Below are 20,329 nucleotides of genomic sequence, written 5' to 3'. Positions count from 1 at the left end.
CGGTAACGAGCGCGCCAGTGTGCGGACGAGCCGAGGTTATGTGACGTACGTCGCGGATAGGCTCGCGCCATGGACGAAGAGCTGCGGTCGCTCACTGGGCGCTTACGGTTCGAGGCGGGTGCTGGGGAGGCATTCGCATACGAACGTCTGGTCTCCACCGGTGATCTCGATGAGCTGGCCGGTGTGCTCACCGCGCCCCAGCAGCCGTTGTGGGCACGGGAGCTGGCGGCGTTCCGGCTTGGGCTCGTGGGGGATCGGCGGGCTTTTGAGACGCTTGTTCTGCTGCTCAATCATCGGGATCCGCAGCGGTGTGCTTCTGCTGCGTATGCGTTGGCGCGGCTTGGGGATCCGCGTACCGCCCGGGCGGCGGCTGCGCTTGCCACCAATGAGCTGCGGGTTGCTTATGCGCTTCATCCGGTGCGGTTGTTGGTGGAGCTGCGGGCCCCTGAGGCTGTGCCTGCGCTGATTACCACGCTGGCGCGGCGGTTTCGGCCGCATGATCCGTATCGCAGGGTTGCGCTTGCTTGTGTGGAGGGGCTGGGTGCGCTGGGGGACGAGCGCGCGCGTGCCATCTTGAACGAGGCGCTTGCGCATCCTTCGCTGGCGCAGGCGGCTGCGGGGGCGCTCAAGCGGTTGCCCGCTCAGCGGGCTCCTCGGTAGCGCGGTAGCGCTGGGCGGGGTTTTCGCCCTCGCCGCCCCTACCCCTTCCCGTCCGCTGGGGCTCCGCCCCGGTCCCCGGCAGGCTCGGGGTGCGTGGGCGGATTGCATGCACTGCGGGTGCGTCGTGGCTGACACGCCCACGCGGCAGAGCCGCAGATCTATACAGCCCCGCGCCCCTTACGGGGCTACTGTCGACGGTCCGGCGTATCTCACCTCGGGTACCGAGACGCCCGTCACGTCCCAGGACTCCTCCGTGCCGTCCGGAGTGAAGCCGGCGCGCTCGTAGAAGCGGCGGGCGCGAGCGTTCTCCTTGAGTACCCACAGCAGCATCCGGTCGTGGCCTGCGTCGGTGCACCGGGCCTTGGACTCCCGTAGCAGAGCGTGGCCCACGCCCTGGGAGAGCCGGTCGGGGTGCACATAGATCGCGTACAACTCGGCGTCCTCCGTGGGGACTTCACTGTCCCGACAGGGACCGTGACACGCCCAGCCGACCACCTCGCCGTCCCACTCCGCTACCAGGTTCACCACGCCCTCGCCGGCCTGCTCGAAGTGGGCCCGGCGGCGCGATACCTCGGCCGTAACGTCGAGTCCGTCGAGGTAGGACTGGGGTATCAGGCCCGCGTAGGCGCTCTGCCAGCCGCGTATCCGGATCTCGGCCACGCGCTCGCAGTCGGCGAGGGACATTTCGCGGATGTGGATCACTCGGGAAGTATCGCGTACGCCTCGATCTCCATCAGGAACTCGGGGCGTACCAGGCCGGCGACCTGCACGGCCGTGGACGCAGGGAGGCGGTCGGGGGATACGCAGGCGTCGCGGGCCGCGCGGACGGCCGGGATGTGGGCCATGTCCGTGACGTAGTAGGTCAGTTTGATCACGTCGTCGAACGTTGCCCCGGCGGCGGCCAGGCAGCGGCGGAGGTTCTCGAATGTCTGGCGGGCCTGGGACGCGGGGTCGTTCTCGCCGACCAGCTTGCCGTTTTCGTCCAGTGCCACCTGGCCCGAGATCGCCACGAAGCGGCCGGTGCCCAGGACGACATGGGTGTATCCGGTGGCGGGGGCGACCCCGTCGGGGGCGGGAATGCGCGTCAGTTCGGTCATGCGTCCATCGTGGACCATGGCACTGACAATGCCCCCGACGGGCAGCCGCTGCTCACGGATCACATACCGAGGCTCAGCCTCGGAATCCGAGCATGCCGTGCAGTGTCGCGCCGCGCGAAGCCGAGGCCTCCTGTGCGGTCAGCGGCTCGGGATCCGGCAGCGTCTCGCACACCGCGTCGGCCTCGCCGTCGCTGCGCGGAACCTTGCCGGTGGACAGGTACGTTGCCAAGTGCTGGTCCAGGCACGTGTTCCCGGACAGCGTGATGCCGTGGTTTCCGCCGCCCTGCTCGACGACCAGGCTGGAGCCGCGCAGCAGGTGATGGACCGTGACACCGCCCTCGTACGGGGTGGCCGCGTCGTCGGTCGCCTGGAACAGCAGCGCCGGCGGCAGCGAGTCGTTGGCGACGTCGACCGGGTCGAGTGAATCCGTCGGCCAGAACGCGCACGGTGCGTTGTACCAGGCGTTGCTCCAGGTCATGAACGGCGCCTTCTTGTGCACCTTCCAGTTGTCGTGGCGCCACTGGTTCCAGTCGCGCGGCCAGGGCGCGTCACGGCACTCCACGGCGGCGTAGATGCTGTAGCCGTTGTCGCCCGCCGCGTCGACGGCGGCGAAGTTCTGGTACGCCTCGACCAGCGGGTCGTCGTTCTCGTCGTTCACGTAGGCTGCGAACGCCTCGGCGAGGTAAGGCCAGTAGCCGTTGTAGTAGCCGCCGGGGAGGAAGGTGTCCTCCAGTTCGGCCGCGCCCACCGTGTCGTCCGCGGGCTCCTTCGCCAACGCCGCCCTCATCGCGTACCACTTGGCCTCGATCTTCGCCGGATCGGTGCCGAGCTTGTAGGTCGCGTTGTACTTGGCGACCCATGCCATGAAGGCCTTGTGGCGGCTGTCGAAGGCGTAGTCCTGATCGATGTTGTCGTCGTACCAGACACCGGTGGGGTCGACGATGGAGTCGAGCACCAGCCGCCGCACACGCTCCGGGTAGAGCTTGGCGTACACGGCGCCCAGGTAGGTGCCGTACGAGTAGCCGAAGTAGTTGATCTTCTTGGCGCCGAGTGCCTGCCGGATGGCGTCCATGTCCCGGACCGCGCTCACCGTGTCGATGTAGGGCAGCACGTCCGCGTACTTCTCGCCGCACTCCTCGGCGAAGGCCTGCACCCGGGCGAGGTTGGCCTTCTCCAGGGCAGGCGTGCTCGGTACGGAGTCGGGGCGTACCGGCGCGAAGTGACCAGGCCGGCAGTCCAGCGCGGGCTTGCTGGCGCCGACGCCGCGCGGGTCGAAGCCGACGACGTCGTACTGCGCCGCCACCTCCTTCGGCAGCGAGGACGCGACGAACCCGGCGAGCGTGAGACCGCTGCCGCCGGGACCGCCCGGGTTGACGAGAAGTGGTCCCTGGTACGTCTTCGAGGTGTGGGGGATCCGCGACAGCGCGAGCGTGATGCGTTCGCTGTACGGGTTCGAGTGGTCGAGCGGCACTTTGAGGGACGCGCACTGGAGCGTCGGATAGTCCTCGGTGCCGCACTTCTTCCAGGTGAGCTTTGCCGCGGGGGCGGACTGGTTGGAGTGCGGTGTGGTCGCGGCGCCCGCGTTCGCGTCGGCCGGAACCGCGGTCATCAACCCGGCCAGCACGGCGGCGGCACCGCACAGAGCGGTTGCTCTTTTCTTCATCAAGGCCTCCCAGGACGGAGGAATTTGAACCGTGCACATCACGGCCCGCCCCGCATCGTCCCGGAAATGACCCTCAGGAAGGACAGGTTCTGCGAAGAGTTGACCCTATTGGGCAGCGCGATGCCGCCGGATGCCAGGCAAAGGCGCTGGTCGGAGCAGGGAAACGTTCGTCAGAGCAGAGTGAGTTGAGTAGGCCCCGGTACGGCCGGCTCCGGCTCCGGTCGGGGAATCCGGCGAGGCATCCCCGCGCGTGTGGGACCGATGCCGTACTCCTGGGCCAATTCGTGCACCTGACGGGTGATCCGGCGCTGGTACCACTTCGGGGCGTACGCGCCTTCCGCGTACAGCCGCTCGTAACGGCGTACCAGGTGCGGGTGATGGTGCTCGAGCCAGCTCATGAACCACTCGCGCGCGCCCGGCCGCAGATGCAGCACGAGCGGGGTCACCGAGGTCGCTCCGGAAGCCGCGATCGCCCGTACGGTGGCGCGCAGTTGGGAGGGGTGATCGCTCAGGAAGGGGATCACCGGGGCCATCAGTACGCCACAGCCGATGCCGTTCTCGTTGAGCGTCCGCACGACGTCCAGACGCCGTTCCGGGGCGGGTGTGCCCGGTTCGACGGTCCGCCACAGCTCGTGGTCGGTGAAGCCCACGGAGACGGATATCCCGACCTCGGTGACGGCGGCGGCCTGCTTCAGGAGGTCGAGGTCGCGCAGGATCAGGGTGCCCTTCGTCAGGATCGAGAAGGGGTTCGCGTGGTCGCGCAGAGCGGCGATGATGCCGGGCATCAACTGGTAGCGGCCCTCGGCGCGTTGGTAGCAGTCGACGTTCGTGCCCATCGCGATGTGCTCCCCCTGCCAGCGTCGCGAGCCCAGCTGACGGCGCAGCAGCTCCGGTGCGTTCACCTTCACCACGATCTGGCTGTCGAAGCCGAGGCCCGTGTCGAGGTCCAGATAGCTGTGGGTCTTGCGGGCGAAGCAGTAGACACACGCGTGTGAGCAGCCGCGGTACGGGTTGACCGTCCACTCGAAGGGCATGCGTGAGGCTCCCGGGACCCGGTTCACGATCGAGCGGGCCCGGATCTCGTGGAAGGTGATCCCGCGGAACTCCGGCGTGTCGAAGGTGCGGGTGGTCACCGCGTCCGCGCCGAACAGCGCGGGGTTCTCCGGCGGATTGCCGCCGGATTCCACTGTGAGGTTCTCCCAGCGCATGAGGCCTCCTCGGTAGCACTGAGCACAGAATAGAACACTTGTTCCCTTGATCGTGCGTGGAGTGAGTCAAACTTTCCGGCAGGGGGTTGAGCAGGGTGGTGAGTTGGGCGGTCGGGAAGGATGGCGGGGTGAGAGGACAAGCCGTCACGGCAGGTGCCGGCGGACCCGCTACCTGACTGGGAGGTCCTGACATGGCCAGTAAGTTCACCGAGCTTGCGATCGACTGTGCCGATCCCCGCGGTCTCGCCAGGTTCTGGTGCTCGGTCCTTGACTACGAGGTGCAGGACGAAGACGACGGAATCGTCATCATCGGCTCCCCCGCGGTGCCCGAAGGCAAAGACCGTCTTGGACCGGTGCCACCGACGTTGACATTCGCGCAGGTGCCCGAGGGCAAGACCGTCAAGAACAGGCTCCACATCGACGTCAACCCCACCGACAGGGAGCAGGGCGAAGAGGTCCGTCGCCTGCTCGACCTGGGGGCCCGACACGCCGACGTCGGCCAAACCGGCGATGAGAGCTGGGTGACACTTGCCGACCCGGAGGGGAACGAGTTCTGCGTCCTCGCGGGCCGCCGCCCCTGATCGGAGGCCGCACACCGCGCCGGTTCCACCGCCCTTTCTGCGCCCCTTGAGGGACCCCCGATTTGGGCGGCTCGGCCGCCTGGTGGTTGGCTGACCGTGAACCCCCGAGTTTCCAAGTGCTGGAGGAACCAATGGCGCAGGTCGAGGCCACCACGGAGCGAGTCGTAGCGGCTCAGTCGGACGACGTTTTCGACGCCCTGGCCGACTACAGCGGCACGCGCGGGAAGATCCTGTCCGAGCACTTCAGCGAGTACGAGGTCCGCGAGGGCGGTGACGGCGAAGGCACCCTCGTGCATTGGAAGCTCCAGGCCACCAGCAAGCGCATCCGTGACTGCCTGCTCGAGGTGAGCGAGCCCACCGACGGCGAACTCGTCGAGAAGGACCGCAACTCCTCGATGGTCACCACCTGGCGGGTCACCCCGGCCGGCGAAGGCGCGGCCCGCGTCGTCGTGACCACCGTGTGGAACGGCGCCGGCGGCATCGGGGGCTTCTTCGAGAAGACCTTCGCGCCCAAGGGCCTCGGCCGGATCTACGACACGGTGCTCGCGAAGCTCGCCGCCGAGGTCGAGAAGTAGCCCAAAGAAGCCCAAGCGGTCTCTGTGCAGGGCGCGTTGAATGCGCCCTGCACTGACGTGCTCTGTCGCGGTGTTCCCGATGTCTCCGCCGGTGGCGCTCCGTCGCGTACGCCGGAGCAATTCCCGGGTTGCCACACATGGCAACCGTACGCACCCGTACCGTGGTGGGTGCGGCACAGATCTTGCGGGACCGTGGGGAGAAGGGGCCTTGGCCATGGACCGTGGCACCGATGGGGGCGCGGCTTCAAGCGGCGGAGCCGGGAACGGCGCTGTGGTGGAGAGTGTCACGGCCGGCCGCATTCCGCTGGCCGTGGTCGTCGTCGACCGTGAGGGGCTGGTCTCCCACTGGAGCCGGGGTGCCCGGCGGCTGTTCGGGACCCCCAAGGACGAAGCGGTGGGCAGCCCCGCCGTCGATCTGCTCCCCGTGTCCGGCGCCCTGACCGAGGACGACGAGATCACGCCGTACGGAGCGTATGCCGCATACGACGGACTCGGCCCCGACCTCGAATCGTCCCTCGACGGGCGGCTGTCCTATCCGGCGGCGGGCCGCGCCCGGCTCTCGGTGCAGGGCTCCGACCGGGGCCGCGTCGACGTACTGTGGTGGGCGTATCCCCTGGTGGGCCCCGGCCGGGAACGGCTGCTCGTGCTGGCCGCCGACGCGGACGGGACGCGCCGCGACGACGCCGCCGATGACACGGGGGCGAGCGAGCCCGTCGAGCGCATCGCGCCCGGCTTCGCGCTGCACACCGACTTCCCCGGCGCCGAAGACCTCGCCCGCCGACTGCCCGAGATCCTGCCCAGCATGAGTGTCGGCGAGAGCGCCCGCATCGTCGGACAGGTTCTCGAACTGGGCTATCCCGTCCTGGAGTTCAGCCAGAACGAACGGGTGCCCGTCACCCCCGACTGGGGTGTGCCGCGGCGCATCGAGCGGAAGGCACGCCAGGAGCGTGCGGCCCGGGCGGCGGCGTCCGGTGGGCCCCTGCCCGCGGACCACGAGGACGACGTGGAGGACCTCGAGTACGCCGCGGTGCGTGAGCGTCTGGAGTTCCTGAACGAGGTCAGCGGGCGCATCGGCAGCTCGCTCGACCTGTCCCGCACCATCATCGAGGTCAGCAAGGCCGTGGTGCCGCGGTTCACCGACGTCGCCGGGACGTACCTGCGTGAACAGGTCGTCGCCGGTGAGGGCTTCCCCGACGGCGTGCCCGACACGACCACCATGTGGCACCGAGTCGCCGTGGAGCACACCGACGAGCCGGGCCGCTGGGACGATGTCGTACCGGTCGGCGAAGCCATGCCGTTCCCGGCGCACACGCCGTTCTTCCAGTGCATGACCACCGGCGAACCCGTTCTCGTGCCGCACATCAGCGAGCAGATGGGCCACATGATCGCCGCGCAGTTCGAGAAGCGCGACATCCGGCCCCTCATCACTGGCCGCTCCATGCTGGTCGTCCCGCTCAAGGCCCGCAATGTGGTCCTCGGGTTCATGATCCTGCTGCGCCACCCGGAGCGCGTCGAGTTCAACGACATGGACCGGGTGACGGGTGCCGAACTCGCCGCCCGCGCCGGGCTCGTGCTCGACAACGCCCGCATGTACACGTACCAGGAGAGTGTCGCCGAGACCCTCCAGGACAGCATGCTGCCGCATATCGCGCCCCGTATGTCGGGATGCGACATCGCCACCCGCTATCTGCCGGGTACGTTGCTGGGGCGGGTCGGCGGCGACTGGTTCGACTCGGTGAAGCTGCCTGGCTCACGGACCGCGCTGGTCGTCGGCGATGTGATGGGGCACGGGCTCAACTCGGCTGCGATGATGGGCCAGTTGCGCACCGCCGTACAGACCATGGCAGGCCTCGACCTGCCGCCCGCCCAACTCCTTCGAAACCTCGACGACTTGGCGCAGCGGCTCGGTGAGCACTATCTCGCGACCTGTCTGTACGCGGTGTACGACCCGATCGCCAACGAGCTCCAGATCGCCAACGCGGGCCATATTCCACCCGTGTTGGTGCGAGCCGAGGACGGCCGCAGCGAACTGCTCGACCTGCCGACGGGGGCACCCATCGGGGTCGGCGGAGTGCCTTTCGAGACTGTACGGGTGCGGGTGTCGCCCGGCGACCGGCTTGTGATGTGCACGGATGGACTGGTGGAGGTGCGCGGCGAGGACATCGGCGTCGGGCTCGCCACGCTGTGCGAGTCCGCCGCGCATCCGGCGGCGTCCATGGACGACGCCTGCGACACCATCATCCGGTCCCTTGCCGAGACGTTCTCGAAAGCGGGGCGCGGCGGGCGCAAGGACGATGTGGCGTTGCTGATGGCTCGGCTCGGGGGCATCGCGCCTGAGGACGTCGCTACGTGGAGGCTCGCGGCTGAGCCGATCGAGGTGAGTCGTGCGCGAGACGTGGTTCGTGAACAGCTCCATGAGTGGGGGCTCAACTCGCTTGCCGATCAAGCTGAGTTGATGGTCGGCGAGCTCGTCACCAATGCCGTACGGCATGCCCGGAGCCGACGGATCGAGCTGCGGGTTGTTCGTGGGGACATGTTGCTGTGCGAGGTGGATGACGGCGATCCCACGTTGCCCACGATGCTCAGTGCGGGGCCGTATGACGAGTTCGGCCGCGGCTTGCGTGTGGTCAGCAGGCTGGCCCGCGAGTGGGGCACCAGCCGCACGGCTTCCGGCAAGACCGTGTGGTTCGAGATGACGTTGCCTCGTCGTTAGCCGAGGGGGGCGCGCGGCGGCGTACGTGTGTCGAATGAGTCGTGAAAGGTATGAAAGGTGTGCGCCCTGCGCTTGTCGCCGCACTCTGGGCGCGGTACACCGATCTGGCCCGCCCGTTTTGGCGGGCGCTGTCGCATCCTGGGGAGCGGGCATGAGCGTGACTACTCGGTACAGGGACGCGTGGGATGGCTTTTGGCGGGAGGCTCCTGACGAACCGGGGGCCGTCTTCTGGGACGCGGAGCCCGGGCTCACTGTGGGGGTTCATCTTCCGTTGTTCGAACCGCACTTGACCGCGCCCGGGCTGCCGTTCGTGGACCTCGGATGCGGTAACGGGACCCAGACGCGGTTCCTCGCCGATCGGTATCCCCACGTTGTCGGTGCCGATCTCTCGGCTGCCGCCCTCGATCATGCTCGGCGGGCGGATCGGGCGGGGCAGGCCGCGTATCGGCTGCTTGATGCGGCTGAGAAGAGTGAGGCGGAGACACTGCATGCCGAGTTCGGGGACGTGAACGTGTATGTGCGGGGCGTGCTCCACCAGTGCGAGCCCGACGATCGGCAACCGCTTGTCGACAGCGTCGCTGCTCTGGTGGGCGAGCGCGGGCGCGCCTTCCTCGTCGAACTCGCCGAGGCCGCCGGGGATGTGCTGCGTGGGCTCGCCCAGCGGCCGGAGGGGCCGCTGGCCAAGCTCGCGCCTGTCTTTCGGCATGGCATTGCGCCCGGCGACGTGGCCGATGACGCGGTGCTGGAGTATCTGCGGTCCGCCGGGCTCACCGTTCTTGCTGGTGGCGAGCTGCCCCTCGTCACCACGGAGTACCAGGGCGACGGTACGCGGATTGAGTTGCCGTCCAAGTGGGTGGTGGCGGGACGGGGTTGAGGGTGCGGGTGGGTGGGGGGTTTCTTTCCCCAGACCCACCCCTTCCCGACACCTGGGGCTGCGCCACAGGTCCCCAGGGGGTGGGGTGTTTCCCATCGTGCTCGGCTGCGGATTTGGTGTGGCTGGTCGCGCCCGTGCGGCGGAGCCGCATATTGATACAGCTCCGCGCCCCTGAGGGGCGCGCCCTTGGCGTCACCTGCGACATGTGACATGGTACTGGGGTGAGTATGGTGCTGACCTGCGATGTTGTTGTCGTTGGGGCCGGGATGGTGGGGGCCGCCTGTGCCCTGTATGCGGCTCGGGCGGGGCTCGATGTCGTTCTCGTGGACCGTGGGGCTGTGGCCGGAGGGACCACCGGGGCGGGTGAGGGGAATCTGCTCGTGTCCGACAAGGAGCCTGGGCCTGAACTTGAACTTGCTCTGTTGTCCGGGCGGTTGTGGGGTGAGCTCGCCGGGGAGCCCGGTATGGGTGCGGCTGTTGAGTATGACCTCAAGGGTGGGCTTGTTGTTGCCTCCTCGGCGGAGGGGCTTGCGGGGCTGGAGGGGTTTGCCGGCGGGCAGCGGACTGCCGGAGTTGAGGCTGTGGCGGTCGACGCCGACGAACTCCCGGACCTGGAACCGCAGTTGGCGGGAGGGCTCGCGGGTGGGGTGCTGTATCCGCAGGATGCGCAGGTCATGCCCACCCTCGCCGCCGCCCATGTCGTACGGCTTGCCCGGGCTGCGGGTGCCTCGTTGCGGACGGGGTGGGCGGTCACGGAAGTGCTGCGTACGGGGGCGGGGGCGGTGCGGGGAGTGCGTACCTCGGAGGGTGAGGTTCATGCTCCGGCCGTCGTGAACGCTGCCGGGACCTGGGGCGGGGAGGTGGCCGCGCTTGCCGGTGCGTCCCTGCCTGTGTTGCCTCGGCGCGGGTTCGTTCTTGTCACCGAGCCGTTGGCGCCTCGTACCGTGCGGCACAAGGTGTACGCCGCTGACTATGTGGGCGATGTCGCCAGTGACTCGGCGGCGTTGCAGACCTCGCCGGTGGTGGAGGGGACGGCTGCCGGGCCGGTGCTGATCGGGGCCAGCCGGGAACGGGTCGGGTTCGACCGGGTCTTCTCGCTGCCGGTCGCGCGGGCGCTGGCGGCTGGGGCTACGCGGTTGTTTCCGTTCCTGGAGAAGGTGCGGGCGATGCGCGCGTACCTCGGCTTCCGCCCGTACATGCCCGACCACCTGCCCGCGATCGGGCCGGACGCACGGGTGCCCGGGCTCTTCCACGCTTGCGGCCACGAGGGGGCGGGGATCGGACTCGCCACGGGTACGGGGCACTTGATCGCCCAGGTGCTGAGCGAGAAGAGCCCGGATCTCGACCTCACTCCGTTCCGTCCTGATCGATTCCCCGAGGAGGGCCTGTGAGAGGTACGAGATCTCCGCTGGAGCTGGTGGGGGCCCGGCCCGGTTCCGCCTTCACCGTCACCTTCGACGACCGTGCGATCGCCGTCCTGCCGGGACAGACGATCGCCGCCGCGCTCTGGGCGGCGGGCATCACGTCGTGGCGTACGACGCGGGGGAGCGGTGAACCGCGCGGTGTCTTCTGCGGGATCGGGGTCTGCTTCGACTGTCTGGTGACCGTCAACGGGCGGGCGAACCAACGCGCTTGTCTGGTGCGGGCGGAGGCCGGCGATGTGATCCGTACGCAGGAAGGGAGGGGGCGCGATGGGCAGCGGCATGGCTGAGGGGGCGCCGCACGTCGCGGTGGTCGGTGCGGGCCCTGCCGGGCTTGCGGCAGCTCTTGCCGCTGCCGCGCGTGATGTGCGCGTGACCCTGATCGACTCCGCGGCGGAGGCGGGCGGTCAGTTCTACCGTCAGCCCGCCGCAGCGCTCGGCGCCCGCCGTCCCCAGGCCCTGCACCACCAGTGGCGTACCTGGGAACGGCTGCGTGATGGCCTTGCGGCGCACATCGCGAGGGGGCGCATTACGCAGTTGACGGACCACCACGTGTGGTTCGTGGAGCGGCAGTCGGACGGATTCGCCGTGCACGCCCTCCTCGGCCCCGAGCAGGAGCAGCCCGTCGCCGTTCATGCCGATGCCGTGCTGCTTGCCACCGGGGGGTACGAGAAGGTCCTGCCGTTCCCCGGGTGGACCCTTCCGGGAGTGGTCACCGTGGGCGGGGCGCAGGCCATGCTCAAGGGTGGGCTGGTGTTGCCGGGGCGTGTGGTCGTGGTGGCCGGGACCGGGCCGTTGCTGATGCCGGTGGCGGTCGGGCTCGCGGCGGCCGGGGCGGAGGTCGCCGCGCTCGTCGAGGCCGCGGACCCCAAGGTCTTCGTGCGGCAGGCGAGAGCGCTGGCCGCCCATCCCGCCAAGCTTGCCGAAGGCGCCCGGTACGCCGCCGAGTTGGCGCGGCGGCGGGTGAGAGTCCACGTCCGTCACGCCGTCGTCGCCGCGCACGGCAGCGAACGGGTCGAGGCCGTGACCGTTGCCGCCCTCGACGGCGACGGGCGGCTCCGGCCCGGCAGCGAGCGGCGCATTCCGTGCGACACCCTCGCCGTCGGACACGGCATGCTGCCGCACACCGACCTCGCCGAGGCGCTCGGCTGCCGGCTCGACGGGCCGGGCGTCGCCGTCGACGACGAGCAGCGCACCGATGTGCCCGGCGTCTGGGCGGCGGGGGAGACCACCGGGATCGGGGGCGCCGTACTGTCGCTCGCCGAGGGGAGAATCGCCGGACTGTCGATCGCGGCGCGGCTCAACTCCCGTACGCCCCATGCGCGTTCGTACGAGGCTGCCGCCAAGGCCCGTAGCGGACTGCGGAAGTTCTTCGCCCTCCTCGAAACCGTCTACGCCCCGCCCGCCCACTGGGCCGAGCAGGTCACCGACGACACCGTCGTGTGCCGCTGCGAGGAGGTGCCCGCCTCCGCGATCCGGCAGGCCCTGGGCGAGCTCGGCGCCGGTGACGTACGCACCGTGAAGCTGCTGACCCGGGCCGGGATGGGCTGGTGCCAGGGCCGGATGTGCGGACCGGCGGTGGCAGGGCTCGCGGGGTGCGAGTTCCAGCCCTCGCGACGGCCGTTCGCCCGGCCCGTACCGCTCGGCGTGCTGGCACGGGCCGGAGACACCGACTCCGCAGACGACACGGACCTCCAGTGAAATGTCCCCCTCTACCGATCGGATGGGACCGCTCATGACCGTCACCGACGTCACCGTCGCCACCGAGAACCGCCCCTGGCGCGGTGTCCTCGTCGCCACCGCCCTGCCCCTCGACGACGATCTCTCCGTGAACCACGACAAGTTCGCCGAGCACTGCGCCTGGCTCGTCGCGAACGGCTGCGACGGAGTCGTACCGAACGGCTCCCTCGGCGAGTACCAGGTGCTCACTCCGGAGGAGCGCGCCAAGGTCGTCGAGACGGCCGTGGCCGCGATCGGCGGAGAGCGCGTGATGCCCGGGGTCGCCGCCTACGGGTCCGCCGAGTCCCGCCGCTGGGCCGAGCAGGCGCGCGACGCCGGCTGCCGTGCGGTGATGCTGCTGCCGCCCAACGCCTACCGCGCCGACGAACGCTCGGTCCTCGCCCACTACGCCGAGGTCGCGAAGGCGGGGCTGCCCATCGTGGCGTACAACAACCCCATCGACACCAAGGTCGACCTCGTACCCGAACTGCTCGCGAAGCTGCATGGCGAGGGGTACGTCCAGGGGGTCAAGGAGTTCTCGGGCGATGTCCGGCGCGCCTACCGGCTGGCCGAACTCGCCCCGGAACTCGACCTGTTGATCGGCGCCGACGACGTGCTGCTGGAGCTGGCGATCGCGGGCGCCAAGGGCTGGGTGGCCGGCTATCCGAACGCGCTGCCCAAAGCCTCCGTCGAGCTCTACCAGGCCGCGGTCGAGGGCGACCTCACCACCGCGCTGCCGCTGTACCGGCAGCTGCATCCGCTGCTGCGCTGGGACTCGAAGGTCGAGTTCGTGCAGGCCATCAAGCTGTCCATGGACATCGCCGGGCGGCACGGCGGACCCGTACGCCCGCCGCGCGTCCCGCTCCTGCCGGAGCAGGAGGCCGCCGTGCGCGCGGCCACCGAGAAGACCCTCGCCGCCGGACTCGCGTAACGGAGCATCGACACACATGCGCAGCAAACTCGTCCTGCACGCCGTCGACTCGCACACCGAGGGCATGCCGACCCGGGTGATCACCGGCGGCATCGGCACCATCCCGGGCGCCACCATGAACGAGCGGCGCCTGTACTTCCGTGAACACCGCGACCACATCAGGCAGTTGCTGATGAACGAGCCGCGCGGGCACTCCGCGATGAGCGGCGCCATCCTTCAGCCGCCCACCCGCCCCGACTGCGACCACGGGGTCGTCTACATCGAGGTCTCCGGCTATCTGCCCATGTGCGGGCACGGCACGATCGGGGTGGCGACCGTGCTCGTCGAGACGGGCATGGTGGAGGTCGTCGAGCCGGTCACCACCATCCGGCTCGACACCCCGGCCGGACTCGTCGTCGCCGAAGTCGCTGTGGAGGACGGGGCCGCCAAGGCCGTCACCCTCCAGAACGTGCCGTCGTACTCCGTCGGCCTCGACCGCAAGGTCACCCTCGCCGACGGGCGGACAGTGACCTACGACCTCGCGTACGGCGGGAACTTCTACGCGATCCTGCCGATCGACCAGCTCGGGCTGTCCTTCGACCGGGCCCGCAAGGACGACATCCTGGCCGCCGGTCTCGCCCTGATGGACGCCGTCAACGCGGAAGCAGAGCCCGTCCACCCCGAGGACCCCTCCATCCGTGGCTGCCACCATGTGCACTTCGTGGCCCCGGGCTCCGACGCACGGCACTCGCGCCACGCGATGGCGATCCACCCCGGCTGGTTCGACCGCTCCCCCTGCGGTACGGGGACCAGCGCGCGCATGGCGCAGTTGCACGCGCGTGGTGAACTCCCGCTGCACACCGAGTTCGTGAACGAGTCCTTCATCGGGACACGGTTCACCGGCCGGATCCTCGGGACCACCGAGGTGGCCGGGATCCCGGCCGTGCTGCCGAGCTTCACCGGGCGTGCCTGGGTGACCGGGACCGCCCAGTACCTGCTCGATCCGTCCGATCCGTTCCCGGCCGGGTTCGTCCTCTGAGTCCTGCCGCCCGCCTGTACGTCGTAACCCGCAAGGAGACACCCGATGCCCGCCCAGCGCACCAGCGCCCCCGCTTTGCCCACCCTGGGGGGACAGAAGCGCAACTACCGCGAGCGCGTCGCCGACGCCCTGCGCGCCGCGCTGATCGCGGGCGAGCTGCGCCCCGGCGAGGTGTACTCGGCGCCGACCCTCGCCGCCCGCTTCGGTGTCTCGGCGACGCCGGTACGGGAGGCCATGCTCGACCTCGTCAAGGAGGGCCTGGTCGACACCGTGCCGAACAAGGGCTTCCGGGTCACCGCCGTCTCCGAGAAGCAGCTCGACGAGTACACCCACATCCGCTCGCTCATAGAGATCCCCACGACCGCCGGGCTTGCCGCCACGGCCGACCCCGTCGCCCTGGAGGCGCTGCGCCCCGCCGCCGAGGAGACCGTCACGGCCGCCGCGGCGGGTGACCTCATCGCGCACGTCGAGGCGGACACCCGCTTCCACCTCGGCTTGCTCGCGCTCGCCGGCAACGAGCATCTGGTCGAGGTGGTGCGCGACCTCCGCAAGCGCTCCCGCCTCTACGGCCTGCACGCGCTCGTCGAGGCGGGCCGCCTGGAGGACTCCGCGCAGGAGCACCTGGAGATCCTCGACGCGCTCGCGGCCCGCGACGAGGAGGCGGTACGCGCGGTGATGACGCGGCATCTCGGGCACGTACGGGGCCTGTGGGCAGCCGGATGACGCGGGATGAGACCGCACCGGGCAAGGGGGGCCGCGGAGCCTGCCCGAGTCACCGCTCTGGCCTGCGCTTACACTGAGTCACAAGGGATGTTCGTGACATACCGGAACCGCCGTGCGCTATCAGCGGATGCTCGTACCTGCCCTCGCCCTGGTCCTCGTGATGGTGCCCGCGATCTCCGCGCGGGCTCAGGGTGAGGCAGTCCCGCGCGGCCCGACGTTCGGCGCACGAGCTCTGCAGGCGCTGATCGACGGTATCCAGTTCGGGGTCGTCATCGCGATCACGTCGGTCGGACTCTCGCTGATCTTCGGCACCATCCATTTGATCAACTTCGCGCACGGTGAGTTCGTCACGATCGGCGCCACCTTCGCGTTCTTCCTCAACGTCTCCGCGGCCGGTCCGGGCTGGCACCTGATCCCCGCAGCCATCGCCGCGGTGGTCTTCGGCGCCCTGCTGGGCGGAGCCGTCGAGCGGGGCATCTGGCGCCCGCTGCGGGCCCGGGGCACCGGGCTGATCAACATGTTCATCGTCACCATCGGGCTCTCCCTGCTGCTGCGGCATGTCGTGCTCGTGCTGTACGGAACCCGGCCCGCCTCCTACGCGCAGTACGACATCCAGAGCACGATCGACCTGGGACCGGCCGGTATCACCCCACGGGACCTCACGGTCACCCTGCTCGCCGTGCTGGTGCTGCTCGGCATTGCCGCGCTCCTGCAGAAGACTCGGATCGGTACCGCTGTCCGAGCCGTCTCCGCCAACCGGGACCTCGCGGAGGCGTCGGGCATCGACGTGCAGCGGGTGGTGCTGTTCGTGTGGATGCTCGCCGGCGGACTGGCCGCACTCGGTGGGGTCTTCTTCGGCCTGGTCGAGATCGTCACCTGGGACATGGGCTTCAAGCTCCTGTTGCTCATGTTCGCGGGGGTGATCCTGGGCGGCCTCGGCTCCGCCTACGGTGCGATGGTCGGCAGCCTTGTCGTCGGCATCGTCGCCCAGATGTCCACCCTGTGGTTCCCGGTCGACCTGCAGTACGCGTGGGCGCTGCTCGTCCTCATCGTCGTCCTCCTCGTCCGGCCACAGGGCATCCTCGGCCGGGCGGAACGCGTCGGGTGAGGGGTGCGCCATGGACTTCTCGGCCATCGTCTCCGACGCCCTGCGCTCCGGCATCGGCCCCATCGCGGCTGTCTACGCGCTCGCCGCGATGGGCCTGAACCTGCACTTCGGTTACACGGGGCTCCTCAACTTCGGCCAGGTCGGATTCATGCTGGTCGGCGGCTACGGGCTCGCCATCACGGTGGCGACGTACGACGGCCCCATGTGGCTCGGTGTCCTGGGCGGCATCGCCTGCGCGATCGTGCTGGCCCTGCTGCTCGGCCTGCCCACCCTGCGGCTGCGCGCCGACTACCTCGCGATCACCACGATCGCGGCGGGGGAGACGCTTCGGCTGTTCTACCGGTCCAGCTGGGCCGAGCCCGTCACCGGTGGGGTGTTCGGGCTGCAGAGGTTCGCGAACGACTTCTACGCGCTCAACCCGATCGAGCCCGGCACCTACGGCCTGTGGCTGGTGAAGTTCAGCTCCCGCGACGTCTGGGTGATGATCGTCGGATGGGCGCTGGTGCTCGTGGTCGGACTGTTTCTCGCCCTGCTGATCCACAGCCCGTGGGGCCGAGTCATCCGGTCGATCCGTGAGGACGAGGTCGCCGCGCGCAGCCTCGGCAAGAACGTCTACGCGTACAAGATGCAGAGCCTCGTGCTGGGCGGTGTCATCGGGGCGGTCGCGGGCATGATGCAGGCGATCCAGGTGCAGTCCGTGAACCCGGACAACTTCGATCCGGGCGTCACGTTCTTCCTGTACACGCTGCTCGTCCTCGGAGGTGCCGGGCGGATCCTCGGGCCGGTTATCGGCTCGATCCTGTTCTGGTTCGTCCTCAGCTTCCTCGACAGCGCGCTCCGCCAGGCCATCGGCGCGGGGTACATCTCGCCTGACCTCATCAGCACGTCGGAGGTCGGCGCGGTGCGCTTCGCCCTGGTCGGCATCGCCCTGATCCTGCTGGTCGCGTTCCGGCCGCAGGGCATTCTCGGCAGCCGGAAGGAGATGCTGCTCAGTGGCCGCTGACACTGTCGTATCCAACGCCGGCCGGCTCTCCGCGACCGTTCCCGAGCCGGGCGTACGCAAGCCCGATCCTCTGCTGGTCCTGGACCAGGTGACCCGTATCTTCGGCGGCCTCGTCGCCGTGCGGGTCGAGCACCTGGAGGTGCCGCGCGGGGCCATCACGGCGCTCATCGGGCCCAACGGCGCCGGCAAGACCACGTTGTTCAACGTGGTGAGCGGGTTCGACCGGGCCGACGGCGGCCGGTGGTCGTTCGACGGACAGCCGCTCACCGGCGCCTCGGCGCACCGGGTGGCGCGGCGAGGACTGGTCCGTACGTTCCAGCTCACCAGGACGCTCGCCCGGCTCACCGTGCTGGAGAACATGCTGCTCGCGGCGCCCGGGCAACGCGGCGAGCGGGCGATGCCCGCGCTGCTGCGACCGCTGTGGCGCGGGCAGGAGCGGGAGCTCGAGCGCCGGGCCGACGAACTGCTGGACCGGTTCCGGCTCGGGCCCCTGCGCGACGACCATGCCGGCACGCTCTCCGGCGGTCAGCGCAAGCTGCTGGAACTGGCCCGCGCGCTGATGGCCCGGCCGGTCATGCTCCTGCTCGACGAACCGATGGCCGGGGTGAACCCCGCGCTGGCCCAGTCGCTGCTCGGACACATCACCCAGCTGCGCGACGAGGGGCTGACCGTGTGCTTCGTCGAGCACGACATGGACGTGGTGATGGGCATCAGCGACTGGGTGGCCGTCATGGCCGACGGCCGCCTCGTGGCCGAGGGCCCACCGCACACGATCAGCCGGAACGCCGCCGTCGTGGACGCCTACCTGGGCAAACGGCACGACGAACCGCAGGCGACCGAAGAGAGGGAGAAGGAGAGCGGGAAGGACAAGGAGAAGGGGGAGGGGGACGAGTCGGGAGAGGAGAAGGAGTCGGGAGAGGAGAAGGAGACGGGGGAGGAGAAGGAGGAGTAGAGATGTCCGCCGAAGAGCAGGCACCGGTGCTGGCGGCCGACGACATCGTCGCCGGCTATGTCCCCGGTGTCGACGTGCTGCGCGGATGCAGCATCGAGGTGCGGCCGGGCGAGGTGGTCGGGGTGATCGGCCCCAACGGCGCCGGCAAGTCGACGCTCATCAAGGCCGTCTTCGGGCTGCTGCGGGTGCGTGGTGGGACCGTGCGACTGCGCGGCGAGGACGTCACCAGCCGGCCCGCGCACGAACTGGTCCGGCGGGGCGTGGGCTACGTACCGCAGCTGCAGAACGTGTTCCCCGCGCTGACCGTCGAGGAGAATCTGCGGATGGGTGTCTATCTGCGGCCCAGGAACTATGCGCGGCGGACCGCGGCGGTCGAGGAGCTCTTCCCCGTGCTGGCCGACCGCCGGAAGCAGAAGGCCAGTGCGATGTCCGGCGGCGAACGCCAGATGCTCGCGATGGCGCGCGCGCTGATGATGGAGCCGCAGCTGCTGCTGCTCGACGAGCCGTCGGCCGGCCTGTCACCGGTCCATCAGGACCACGTCTTCGACCAGTGCAGAATGATCAACAACGCGGGCGTCGCCGTCCTCATGGTCGAGCAGAACGCTCGCAGGTGCCTGCAGCTCTGCGACCGCGGCTACGTCCTCGACCAGGGCCGCAACGCGTACACCGGGGCCGGTGCGGCGCTGCTGCACGACGAGAAGGTGATCGAGCTCTACCTCGGTACGCTCGCCCGCGCGCGTTGACTCCTGTCCCTATGGCTCCTGCCTGTCGCTCCTCCCGGTCACTCCTGTTCCCTGCTGGTCTCGGTACGCAGGGTCTGCAACCGTCCTTCGTCGTCGTAGCCGTACACCTCGATCGTCGCCTGGCCGGGCTCGCCCTTGTCGGTGAAGTTGAGCGGACCGCTCACACCCTGGTAGTCGACGTCCTTGTCGTCGGCGATCAGCTCCTTGCAGGCGGCGAACGAGTTGCACTTCTCACCGCCCTTGGTGATCCCGTTCATCTCCTTCACGTATTCGCCCGGGTCGTCGGACCCCGCCTTCTCGGCGGCGAGCGCGATCGTCGTCACGCAGTCGAAGACCTGCGGTGCGAACTGCAGCTCCTTGAGCTCCGGTGCGAACTCCTGCAGATCCTTCACGTACTGCTCGTTCGTCTCCGATGCCGGCGCGGTCCCCTTCATCCCGGCAAGCCGCTCCGGCTGACCCGGGGCGACCAGCGAGGGCAGCTCCTCGCTGCGCAGTCCGTCGGCGCCGTAGACACCGATCTGGTCGGGCCCGAGTCCGGACTCGATCATGCCCTGCAGGATCTGGGTGCCTTCCTCGAACGCGATCACCACGGCGGCGTCCGGCCGGGAGTTCTCCACCTGCTGGACGACCTGGTCGAAGTTGGTCGCCTTCGGGTCGTACGTCTCGGCGAGCGTCACCGTCACACCGCGGTCCTCGAGTGACTTCCGCGTGGACTCCATGAGGCCGCGCCCGTAGTCGTCCGCCCGTGCGACCATGGCCACCCGGTCGTGGCCGTCCTCGCGGACGACGTCCGCCAGGATGGGTCCCTGCAGGGCGTCGCTCGGGGCGGTACGGAAGTAGAACCCGTCGTCCTCGTAGTCGGTGAAGGTAGGCGCGGTGTTCGAGCCCGAACACTGCACGACGCCCGCTCCGGTCACCCGGTCGATGAACGCCAGCGACATACCGGAGGCCGCGGCGCCGATGATCGCGTCCACGCCCGCCGCCAGGACCCGGTCGGCAGACTGTGCGGCAACGGCCTCCTGGCCCGCCTCGTCACTGGAAACCACAGCCGGCACGGGCTTGTCCAGTACCCCGCCGGCGTCGTTGATCCTCTGTATCGCCAACTTCAACGACTCGATCTGCGGCGGGCCGAGGTAGGCCAGCTGTCCCGTCTCCGGCAGGACATAGCCGAACTGGAGCTCACCATCGCCCGGGTCGGCCCGGGCGGTACCCGTCGTACCGCAGACGGCTATCACAAGAGCAGCCGCGCTTGCGAAGATCGCGGACCGCCGTATCGACGCTTTCATCTCCGCCTCCGCTCGTTACAGGCGCCGGGGCGGTGGTCGACAGGCCGGCCATCG

At 69.5% G+C, this 20,329-nt stretch carries 20 protein-coding genes; 15 read left to right on the top strand and 5 right to left on the bottom strand.

What is annotated here, in order from left to right; genetic code table 11:
- Nucleotides 1-69 precede the first annotated feature (69 nt).
- Nucleotides 70-660: an adenylosuccinate lyase gene (locus ACFYO0_RS26665; protein WP_388680730.1), complete on the top strand. Its 591-nt coding sequence runs from the start codon at nucleotides 70-72 to the stop codon at nucleotides 658-660.
- 177 nt (nucleotides 661-837) lie between these two features.
- Here ACFYO0_RS26665 and ACFYO0_RS26660 read toward each other — a convergent pair whose 3' ends face one another.
- From ACFYO0_RS26660 to ACFYO0_RS26645, 4 genes are all read right to left on the bottom strand, one after another.
- Nucleotides 838-1,344 (bottom strand): GNAT family N-acetyltransferase, encoded by a 507-nt coding sequence (locus tag ACFYO0_RS26660; protein WP_388681010.1) that lies wholly within the window; start codon nucleotides 1,342-1,344, stop codon nucleotides 838-840.
- Between the two features lie 14 nt (nucleotides 1,345-1,358).
- A complete protein-coding gene (locus ACFYO0_RS26655; RefSeq protein WP_388680728.1) occupies nucleotides 1,359-1,757 on the bottom strand; it encodes a RidA family protein in 399 nt (132 codons plus the stop codon).
- A gap of 73 nt (nucleotides 1,758-1,830) precedes the next feature.
- Entirely contained in the window at nucleotides 1,831-3,420 is a 1,590-nt protein-coding gene (locus ACFYO0_RS26650; protein ID WP_388680725.1) for an alpha/beta hydrolase, read from the bottom strand.
- A 170-nt stretch (nucleotides 3,421-3,590) separates the two neighbouring features.
- Nucleotides 3,591-4,628 (bottom strand): Rv2578c family radical SAM protein, encoded by a 1,038-nt coding sequence (locus ACFYO0_RS26645; protein ID WP_388680722.1) that lies wholly within the window; start codon nucleotides 4,626-4,628, stop codon nucleotides 3,591-3,593.
- A 191-nt stretch (nucleotides 4,629-4,819) separates the two neighbouring features.
- On the opposite strand from ACFYO0_RS26645, the gene ACFYO0_RS26640 reads away from it, so the two are divergent.
- The 14 genes from ACFYO0_RS26640 to ACFYO0_RS26575 all read left to right on the top strand — a co-directional run bounded on the left by ACFYO0_RS26640 (nucleotide 4,820) and on the right by ACFYO0_RS26575 (nucleotide 18,989).
- On the top strand, nucleotides 4,820-5,209 hold the full coding sequence (locus tag ACFYO0_RS26640; RefSeq protein WP_388680720.1) for a VOC family protein: 390 nt from the start codon (nucleotides 4,820-4,822) through the stop codon (nucleotides 5,207-5,209).
- A gap of 131 nt (nucleotides 5,210-5,340) precedes the next feature.
- Nucleotides 5,341-5,784, top strand: a complete 444-nt coding sequence (locus tag ACFYO0_RS26635) for an SRPBCC family protein (protein WP_388680717.1) — start codon at nucleotides 5,341-5,343, stop codon at nucleotides 5,782-5,784.
- A gap of 214 nt (nucleotides 5,785-5,998) precedes the next feature.
- Complete coding sequence (locus ACFYO0_RS26630; RefSeq protein WP_388680714.1) at nucleotides 5,999-8,497, top strand: SpoIIE family protein phosphatase; 2,499 nt, start codon at nucleotides 5,999-6,001, stop codon at nucleotides 8,495-8,497.
- A 151-nt stretch (nucleotides 8,498-8,648) separates the two neighbouring features.
- On the top strand, nucleotides 8,649-9,371 hold the full coding sequence (locus ACFYO0_RS26625; protein WP_388680711.1) for a class I SAM-dependent methyltransferase: 723 nt from the start codon (nucleotides 8,649-8,651) through the stop codon (nucleotides 9,369-9,371).
- A 221-nt stretch (nucleotides 9,372-9,592) separates the two neighbouring features.
- A complete protein-coding gene (locus ACFYO0_RS26620; protein WP_388680708.1) occupies nucleotides 9,593-10,762 on the top strand; it encodes an NAD(P)/FAD-dependent oxidoreductase in 1,170 nt (389 codons plus the stop codon).
- Nucleotides 10,759-11,082, top strand: a complete 324-nt coding sequence (locus ACFYO0_RS26615; RefSeq protein ID WP_388680706.1) for a (2Fe-2S)-binding protein — start codon at nucleotides 10,759-10,761, stop codon at nucleotides 11,080-11,082. The genes ACFYO0_RS26620 and ACFYO0_RS26615 overlap by 4 nt, the downstream gene beginning before the upstream one ends.
- On the top strand, nucleotides 11,063-12,493 hold the full coding sequence (locus ACFYO0_RS26610; protein ID WP_388680704.1) for an NAD(P)/FAD-dependent oxidoreductase: 1,431 nt from the start codon (nucleotides 11,063-11,065) through the stop codon (nucleotides 12,491-12,493). The genes ACFYO0_RS26615 and ACFYO0_RS26610 overlap by 20 nt, the downstream gene beginning before the upstream one ends.
- Before the next feature lie 34 nt (nucleotides 12,494-12,527).
- Nucleotides 12,528-13,442, top strand: a complete 915-nt coding sequence (locus ACFYO0_RS26605) for a dihydrodipicolinate synthase family protein (protein WP_388680702.1) — start codon at nucleotides 12,528-12,530, stop codon at nucleotides 13,440-13,442.
- A gap of 16 nt (nucleotides 13,443-13,458) precedes the next feature.
- Nucleotides 13,459-14,460, top strand: a complete 1,002-nt coding sequence (locus tag ACFYO0_RS26600) for a proline racemase family protein (RefSeq protein WP_388680699.1) — start codon at nucleotides 13,459-13,461, stop codon at nucleotides 14,458-14,460.
- A 45-nt stretch (nucleotides 14,461-14,505) separates the two neighbouring features.
- A complete protein-coding gene (locus ACFYO0_RS26595) occupies nucleotides 14,506-15,183 on the top strand; it encodes a GntR family transcriptional regulator (protein WP_388680696.1) in 678 nt (225 codons plus the stop codon).
- A 112-nt stretch (nucleotides 15,184-15,295) separates the two neighbouring features.
- On the top strand, nucleotides 15,296-16,291 hold the full coding sequence (locus tag ACFYO0_RS26590; RefSeq protein ID WP_388680693.1) for a branched-chain amino acid ABC transporter permease: 996 nt from the start codon (nucleotides 15,296-15,298) through the stop codon (nucleotides 16,289-16,291).
- Between the two features lie 10 nt (nucleotides 16,292-16,301).
- On the top strand, nucleotides 16,302-17,294 hold the full coding sequence (locus tag ACFYO0_RS26585) for a branched-chain amino acid ABC transporter permease (RefSeq protein ID WP_388680691.1): 993 nt from the start codon (nucleotides 16,302-16,304) through the stop codon (nucleotides 17,292-17,294).
- Nucleotides 17,284-18,246 carry an ABC transporter ATP-binding protein gene (locus ACFYO0_RS26580; RefSeq protein WP_388680689.1) on the top strand — a complete coding sequence of 321 codons (963 nt, stop codon included), beginning with the start codon at nucleotides 17,284-17,286 and terminating at the stop codon, nucleotides 18,244-18,246. Before ACFYO0_RS26585 ends, ACFYO0_RS26580 begins: the two co-directional genes overlap by 11 nt.
- 2 nt (nucleotides 18,247-18,248) lie before the next feature.
- Nucleotides 18,249-18,989, top strand: a complete 741-nt coding sequence (locus ACFYO0_RS26575; RefSeq protein WP_388680687.1) for an ABC transporter ATP-binding protein — start codon at nucleotides 18,249-18,251, stop codon at nucleotides 18,987-18,989.
- A 38-nt stretch (nucleotides 18,990-19,027) separates the two neighbouring features.
- Here ACFYO0_RS26575 and ACFYO0_RS26570 read toward each other — a convergent pair whose 3' ends face one another.
- Entirely contained in the window at nucleotides 19,028-20,275 is a 1,248-nt protein-coding gene (locus ACFYO0_RS26570) for an ABC transporter substrate-binding protein (protein WP_388680684.1), read from the bottom strand.
- Nucleotides 20,276-20,329: the final 54 nt, after the last annotated feature.

Origin of the sequence: Streptomyces sp. NPDC006365 (assembly GCF_042870755.1) — a bacterium.
Classification (GTDB): Bacteria; Actinomycetota; Actinomycetes; order Streptomycetales; family Streptomycetaceae; genus Streptomyces; species Streptomyces xiangluensis.
Note: the sequence above shows the minus strand (reverse complement) of the source record. Positions and strands in the feature narration are given on the sequence as shown.

Coding starts and splice junctions, on each gene's coding strand:
- ACFYO0_RS26665 (WP_388680730.1), top strand. CDS start 70: ATGGACGAAGAGCTGCGGTCGCTCACTGGGCGCTTACGGTTCGAGGCG.
- ACFYO0_RS26660 (WP_388681010.1), bottom strand. CDS start 1,344: ATGTCCCTCGCCGACTGCGAGCGCGTGGCCGAGATCCGGATACGCGGC.
- ACFYO0_RS26655 (WP_388680728.1), bottom strand. CDS start 1,757: ATGACCGAACTGACGCGCATTCCCGCCCCCGACGGGGTCGCCCCCGCC.
- ACFYO0_RS26650 (WP_388680725.1), bottom strand. CDS start 3,420: ATGAAGAAAAGAGCAACCGCTCTGTGCGGTGCCGCCGCCGTGCTGGCC.
- ACFYO0_RS26645 (WP_388680722.1), bottom strand. CDS start 4,628: ATGCGCTGGGAGAACCTCACAGTGGAATCCGGCGGCAATCCGCCGGAG.
- ACFYO0_RS26640 (WP_388680720.1), top strand. CDS start 4,820: ATGGCCAGTAAGTTCACCGAGCTTGCGATCGACTGTGCCGATCCCCGC.
- ACFYO0_RS26635 (WP_388680717.1), top strand. CDS start 5,341: ATGGCGCAGGTCGAGGCCACCACGGAGCGAGTCGTAGCGGCTCAGTCG.
- ACFYO0_RS26630 (WP_388680714.1), top strand. CDS start 5,999: ATGGACCGTGGCACCGATGGGGGCGCGGCTTCAAGCGGCGGAGCCGGG.
- ACFYO0_RS26625 (WP_388680711.1), top strand. CDS start 8,649: ATGAGCGTGACTACTCGGTACAGGGACGCGTGGGATGGCTTTTGGCGG.
- ACFYO0_RS26610 (WP_388680704.1), top strand. CDS start 11,063: ATGGGCAGCGGCATGGCTGAGGGGGCGCCGCACGTCGCGGTGGTCGGT.
- ACFYO0_RS26605 (WP_388680702.1), top strand. CDS start 12,528: ATGACCGTCACCGACGTCACCGTCGCCACCGAGAACCGCCCCTGGCGC.
- ACFYO0_RS26600 (WP_388680699.1), top strand. CDS start 13,459: ATGCGCAGCAAACTCGTCCTGCACGCCGTCGACTCGCACACCGAGGGC.
- ACFYO0_RS26595 (WP_388680696.1), top strand. CDS start 14,506: ATGCCCGCCCAGCGCACCAGCGCCCCCGCTTTGCCCACCCTGGGGGGA.
- ACFYO0_RS26585 (WP_388680691.1), top strand. CDS start 16,302: ATGGACTTCTCGGCCATCGTCTCCGACGCCCTGCGCTCCGGCATCGGC.
- ACFYO0_RS26575 (WP_388680687.1), top strand. CDS start 18,249: ATGTCCGCCGAAGAGCAGGCACCGGTGCTGGCGGCCGACGACATCGTC.
- ACFYO0_RS26570 (WP_388680684.1), bottom strand. CDS start 20,275: ATGAAAGCGTCGATACGGCGGTCCGCGATCTTCGCAAGCGCGGCTGCT.